Below are 6,167 nucleotides of genomic sequence, written 5' to 3'. Positions count from 1 at the left end.
GAAACAGGTTATATTATAACCCGCCCTGGTTCAACCGAAACTAATATTGAAGGCGTATTTTGCTGCGGCGATGCACAAGATCATATTTACCGCCAGGCAGTTACGGCTGCAGGTACAGGCTGTATGGCCGCTATTGATGCCGAGCGTTATCTGGCTGCTAAAGAGCATGTGGTAACCGCGTAACGTAGAGACGCGATACCTCGTGTCTAACCAATATCAAAATATTAAAAAAAGGCTGCTTTCTGAATAGAAAGCAGCCTTTTTTGCTTAATAGTGTATTTTTTACATGACATGTAATGCATTTTTTTTAAATAATGCTAAATTCACCACCTCGTTATTCACCTGATTTTGTTTTTACTATGAATAAAAGGATATCTGCGTTACTTGCTTTTTTGATTGCTTCATCATTTATTGTAAATGCTCAGGATACTGACCCATATGCAGGGATCATCCCGGCACCTGTATCTATAAAAAAAGCCCCCGGCGAATTTGTATTGAGCCAGGAAACCATTATACAAGCCGATACGCCAAACAATAAGGCAGTACAGTTTTTCTCCTCTTTCCTGAGTAATAACATGGCCTACAACAAACAGGTAGGGTTAAAAAATGCCGGCGTTAGTACAACCTCTATATATTTAACATCAACAGGTACCGAGAACCTGCCTGAAGAAGGATACAGACTAACCATCACTCCACAGCAAATTACTGTTGCAGGTAAGGGCGCGGGTTTATTTTACGGCATACAAACGCTTATTCAGCTAATACCGCTTAACAGGGCCGCAACCGCTAAATTACCAGCTGTTGTTATTGAAGATTACCCACGTTTTGGCTATAGGGGGATGATGCTTGATGTTTGTCGGCACTTTTTCTCGGTAGAGTTTGTAAAAAGATATATCGACCTGATGGCAGTATACAAGCTAAACACTTTTCACTGGCATTTAACAGATGATCAGGGCTGGCGCATCGAGATCAAGAAATACCCAAAACTTACATCTGTGGGTAGCATGCGTAAAGAAAGCGTTATCGGTAACTATAAAGACCGTACGCCGCTTCAGTATGATGGTGTTCCGGTAGCAGGTTATTATACGCAAGATCAAATACGCGATGTGATCAAATATGCGGCAGACCGCTATATCACCATTGTGCCCGAAATTGAAATGCCGGGCCATGCTTTAGCCGCTTTATCTGCATATCCCGAATTAAGCTGTGATCCAGGTCGAAAATATGAGGTATCAGGTAAATGGGGGGTATTTAACAATATCTACTGCCCGTCAGAAAAAACCTTTACCTTTTTACAGGATGTGTTAACAGAGGTAATAGACCTGTTTCCAAGCAAATACATTCACATTGGTGGCGATGAAGCCCCGAAAGATGTATGGAAGCAATCAAAATTTTGCCAGGACCTTATCAAACGCCTGAAACTAAAAGATGAGCATGGTTTGCAAAGTTACTTTATACAGCGTATGGAGAAATTTGTGAACAGTAAAGGCCGCAGCATTATTGGTTGGGATGAGATCTTAGAAGGAGGGCTTGCACCAAACGCTACTGTAATGAGCTGGAGGGGAGAAGAAGGCGGCATACAGGCGGCCAAAGAAAGCCACGATGTGATCATGACCCCAAGCAGCCAGGGATTATATTTTGACCACGCGCAGGGAAAAATTAACCAGGAACCTGTAGGTATTGGCGGTAATGCACCTATACAAAAAACTTACGCGTACAACCCAACACCTGCTGCTTTAACACCCGAACAGCAAAAATATATTAAAGGGGTACAAGCCAACCTTTGGACAGAATACATCACTTCCGAGGCAAAGGTAGAATACATGGTATTGCCGCGTATGCTGGCCTTATCTGAAGTAGCATGGACACCTATGGCCAATAAAAATTATAAAGATTTTTCAGAGACCCGTTTGCCGCAGCACCTGGCCCGGCTTGATAAAAACGGTTATAACTATCGCGTGCCTGCTGCTATTGGTGCTGCCGATACTACCATGATAGGAAGTACACTTACTGTTAACCTTAAATCGCCGGTTAAAGGGGCAAAGATCTATTATACCATAGATGGTTACACCCCGCGCGAAACGGAGTTGTTATACACCAGCCCTATGAGCTATCCGGTACCGCTTGATGAATACCGCGACCTGAAAACCATTGTGGTAACCCCTTCAGGTAAACGCAGTGTTATTACTGCCGCCAAAATATTTAACAAGGCCCCATTAGCACCGGTACAATACACCGGGAATGCTCCAGGGTTAAAATACCAGGCTTCGGCAGGTACATATGTTAACACTACACAGATAAACCCGGCTGCGGTGATAGATACCGGTATAGCAAAAAGTTTTAGCACTGCACTAAGCGCTTTCAAAAAAGCGTTTAACAAATACGGTGTGGTATTTAACGGTTATTTAAAAGTTGATGTTGATGGTAATTACGGTTTTTCAACGGCATCATCAAACGGTTCGGTTTTATTGATAGATGATGTAGCGATCGTAGATAACGATGGCCGCACCGGCCCTGTTGAGCAGCAAGGTGTAATACCATTGCTTAAAGGCTATCATAAGATCACTATCAAATACGTAGACGCGAATACATCGGGTAGTGGTTTACGGGTTTATATGACCATACCGGGTAAACCAAAAGGAGAAGTGTCGCCAGATATGATGTTTAACTAAGCGCTATATTTTAAATATGAAATTTAGAAACTATTTATTCATATCGGCAATCGGGCTATTTATAGCCGGCTGCGGCGGCGATGATAAAAAAACCGCGGCAAACAATAACGCGGTAGCCAAACCTGCTGTAATGCAACCATTCCGTTATCATAAGGCGATTGAGGTTTCGCCGGGGCAAACTTACGATATTGTAAGCTGGGGCAGGGGCTCAACAGCTACCGGTGCTTTTGCTATTTTGCATTCAGATTCATCTAAGATGCAGTACACCACTACCACGGGCGACCTTGACGGCACTATTACCGAGGTTTACAACGCCGATATGGACCTTGATGGCAACCCGGAGATACTGATCCAATCCAAAGGAAAGGATACGGTGAATTATGCTAAGATCTATGCTTTTGAGTTTAATAATAACGATGCCAATAAGCTGGATTTTCCGAAACTGACCAACTCGCAAAAAAAAGGGTATCGGGGTAACGATAATTTCTACATAAAAGAGGGTAAGCTAATACGTGAGTTTCCTATTTATGACGGGAATAATGCAGCCGCTAAGCCAACGGGCGCAAAACGCCAATTGGAATATAGCTTGCGCAGTAACGATTTTACTGTAAAACAGCTAAGTACAGATTCGACCACTGTAAATGCTAATAAGTCTGTTGCAAAACAAGCCGAGCCCGATAAACAAACCGTAAGCCGTTCCCAAAAACGCAAGCAAACCGAAACAAAGAAAAAGAAACGCCGCAGGCATAGGGGATAGTAAATAATATTAAATTTCACCGTAGGTGGTTTAGTTAATTAATTACTGAACCACCTGTTTTATTTTCAGCAGATGATATTAGAAGAATTTTTGTACAGGCTTAAGCTGGAATACCATACACTGGATAAACTAACCCAGGAAACATACTATCAGCGCTTATCAAGCCTATTTGTGGTGCTGGAACTGGATGGCGATAACCTTAACGAAGAGCATGACCTGGGTTTAGACCAGATCCTTGATAAAATGAACGACATTAACGAAGAAGACCTACAGCAGAATCTATCGCCAGAGGATCTGGCCGTACTTATTAAAAAAGTAAAGGCTGGTTTGGCGATCCTGATAAATAAGATAGAGGAGTAGTTAAACCAACCATTCCCATCATTTCTTTAGCGTTATCTATCGCATGTGTTTCTACATCATTGTTAAAGTAAAACCAGCCTTGTTTAGCCTTTGGGTTTGCCTTAACTGCATCCACAACTTTTTGTAAATACGCTGTTGAATAGCGTGAACGGTACAACTCGGGCACACCGTGGAAACGGTAGTAAATAACGGGCGTGTTCTGTATCACATCATCGGGCAAGGTAGGGTGGCTCATTCCACAGAAGGTAATGTTATGTTCGGCGAGTTTCTGATATATATCATCTTGCCACCAGCTTACGTGTCTTGGTTCTAATACATTGCTAAATGCCGGGTTTAGGGCTTTGAGGATCTTGTCCAGCTTTTCTTCGGTATAATTATAACTGGGTGGGATCTGAAACAGCACCGGGCCTAACTTTTCTTGCAAGCCTTCGCCAATTGTATCATAAAAACTGCTCAGCAGATCAATCGTATCGTTAAATTTTTTGTAATGGGTGATAGCCCTTGGCGCTTTTACCGCGAACCTAAATTCCGGCGGGCTCTTCTCATACCAGTTTTGTAAAAACGAAAGTTGCGGGAAACGGTAAAAGGTAACGTTTAGTTCCAGCGTGCTAAAGTGCCGGCAGTAATAACCAAACCATTTGGTCATGGCCAGTTTTTCGGGGTAAAACGTACCCCGCCAATGCTTGTAGTGAAACCCCGAACAACCGATATACCAATTCATTTAGATATAAAAATTGGCAGATGGTTTTGTTTGGATATATGAACAAAAAAGGCCTTAGCAGCTATGCTAAGGCCTTTAAATATCAATCAAAATCTTATAAGCCATCAAAAGCAAAGATCTCTTTAACAAGTGGTTTGCGTGGCATCATATCTTTTTCGATGCTGGTTTGGTACACAAACGAAGCTACAATAATGGCCGCCTGTTTAAGATCTTCAACCTGCAGGTGATCATAATTATCCTGGTTGCTATGGTGGGTTTTGGTTTCGTAATCTATCGGATCTTGTATGAACTGGAAACCCGGTATGCCCGCCCAGTCAAACGACAGATGGTCGGTTGAACCGGTATTACTCATAGTAACTGTTTTTGCACCAAGATCATTAAAAGGCGCAAACCATTGTTCAAATATTGGTTTAACTTCTGTATTGCCTTGCGCGAATATACCGCGTATTTTACCAGTGCCGTTATCCAAATTATAATAGGCAGATACCTTTGACTGTTCTGATTTAAGCTTGTAATCCATACCCATAAAATGATTTTTTACGTAGTTGTACGAGCCATAAACGCCCTGTTCTTCGCCGCCCCATAGGGCAATGCGGATGGTGCGTTTTGGTTTAAGCCCAAGCGAATCTAACAGCCTTACAGCTTCCATCATCACAATACAGCCCGCGCCGTTATCGGTAGCGCCAGTGGCCGCCTGCCACGAATCAAGGTGCCCGCCAAGCATTACCAGCTGCGATTTAAGTTTAGGATCTGTACCCGGGATCTCGGCAACAACATTATAACCTTTAATATCATCTGTTGATGATTTCGCGCTGATGTTTATAGCAAGCTCAACAGGGTGGCCGCTTTGTATCAGGCGTTTTATTTTTTGTCCATCATCATAAGCCATACTTAATTTAGGCACAGTTGCCGGCGCGGTAAGTTTATGCGCGCCCATATCCTGTACAAATACAGTCCCGTTATTATTTGAGCTTGATGCGCTTATCACACCAAAGGCGCCCGATTGTTTAAGCAATACATCAACTTTTGCGAGCGTTTTAAAGTAACCGCCAAATTGTTCTATCTCTTTGCGGGTAACCATGTAAGTGTCCTTCATGTTAGCCAGTTTTTCATCGGTTAAGCGTTCTGCTGCCGGTTTAAAGTTTACATCTTTGTTGATAGCAGAACCGGTAACTAAAATAAATTTCCCTTTAAAATCATTCAGTTGTTGTTTAATATAAACGGTATCCGTAGCCTGGCCCGGTGTTATCACCACTACCTGTGCTTGCTGTAAACCATTAGTAGCAGCGCTCCATGGGTTAGGGTAGGCCATTACCGGCTGCACATATGGTGCTTTCATAATAATGCTAAAATCCTGCAGATCCCATTGTTTGCCAAAATCGCCCCATGGTTCAAGTTTGGCGTTAACTAATCCCCATTTTTTCATGGTTTCAACGGCCCATGTAGCGGCACGTTTATAACCCGCAGAGGCGGTAAGCCTTGGGCCGGATACATCCGTTATATAATGTGCAATTTGCGGTATTTGCGAGCTACTCATTTCGGCACGGCGAATGCGACCAAAAACAGCAGTATCGGGCGACTGGGCAAATAAACTGGTGCAGGAAAACAAACCTGCTACAAAAGCTAATTTCAAGTTGAGGTGTTTCATTTTCGGGGT

Annotated in this window: 5 protein-coding genes and 1 pseudogene; 4 read left to right on the top strand and 2 right to left on the bottom strand. The window is 42.9% G+C overall.

What is annotated here, in order from left to right; translation table 11 throughout:
* From JWQ85_RS13490 to JWQ85_RS13475, 4 genes and pseudogenes are all read left to right on the top strand, one after another.
* Positions 1–183, top strand: a pseudogene (locus JWQ85_RS13490) (thioredoxin-disulfide reductase); the annotation flags it as partial.
* A 176-nt stretch (positions 184–359) separates the two neighbouring features.
* Positions 360–2,672 (top strand): family 20 glycosylhydrolase, encoded by a 2,313-nt coding sequence (locus JWQ85_RS13485; RefSeq protein ID WP_299468789.1) that lies wholly within the window; start codon positions 360–362, stop codon positions 2,670–2,672.
* A 16-nt stretch (positions 2,673–2,688) separates the two neighbouring features.
* Positions 2,689–3,429 (top strand): hypothetical protein, encoded by a 741-nt coding sequence (locus tag JWQ85_RS13480; protein ID WP_299468787.1) that lies wholly within the window; start codon positions 2,689–2,691, stop codon positions 3,427–3,429.
* Between the two features lie 72 nt (positions 3,430–3,501).
* A complete protein-coding gene (locus tag JWQ85_RS13475; protein WP_299468785.1) occupies positions 3,502–3,789 on the top strand; it encodes a hypothetical protein in 288 nt (95 codons plus the stop codon).
* On the opposite strand, the gene JWQ85_RS13470 is transcribed toward JWQ85_RS13475, so the two are convergent.
* Together JWQ85_RS13470 and JWQ85_RS13465 are read right to left on the bottom strand one after the other, a co-directional pair.
* Entirely contained in the window at positions 3,737–4,510 is a 774-nt protein-coding gene (locus tag JWQ85_RS13470; protein WP_299468783.1) for a DUF72 domain-containing protein, read from the bottom strand. The genes JWQ85_RS13475 and JWQ85_RS13470 overlap by 53 nt on opposite strands.
* A 94-nt stretch (positions 4,511–4,604) precedes the next feature.
* Positions 4,605–6,167: M20/M25/M40 family metallo-hydrolase (locus JWQ85_RS13465; protein ID WP_299468781.1), on the bottom strand; the 1,563-nt coding region annotated here is incomplete at its 5' end.

The sequence above is a fragment of the Mucilaginibacter sp. genome (assembly GCF_028288105.1).
Lineage (GTDB): Bacteria > Bacteroidota > Bacteroidia > Sphingobacteriales > Sphingobacteriaceae > Mucilaginibacter.
Note: the sequence above shows the minus strand (reverse complement) of the source record. Positions and strands in the feature narration are given on the sequence as shown.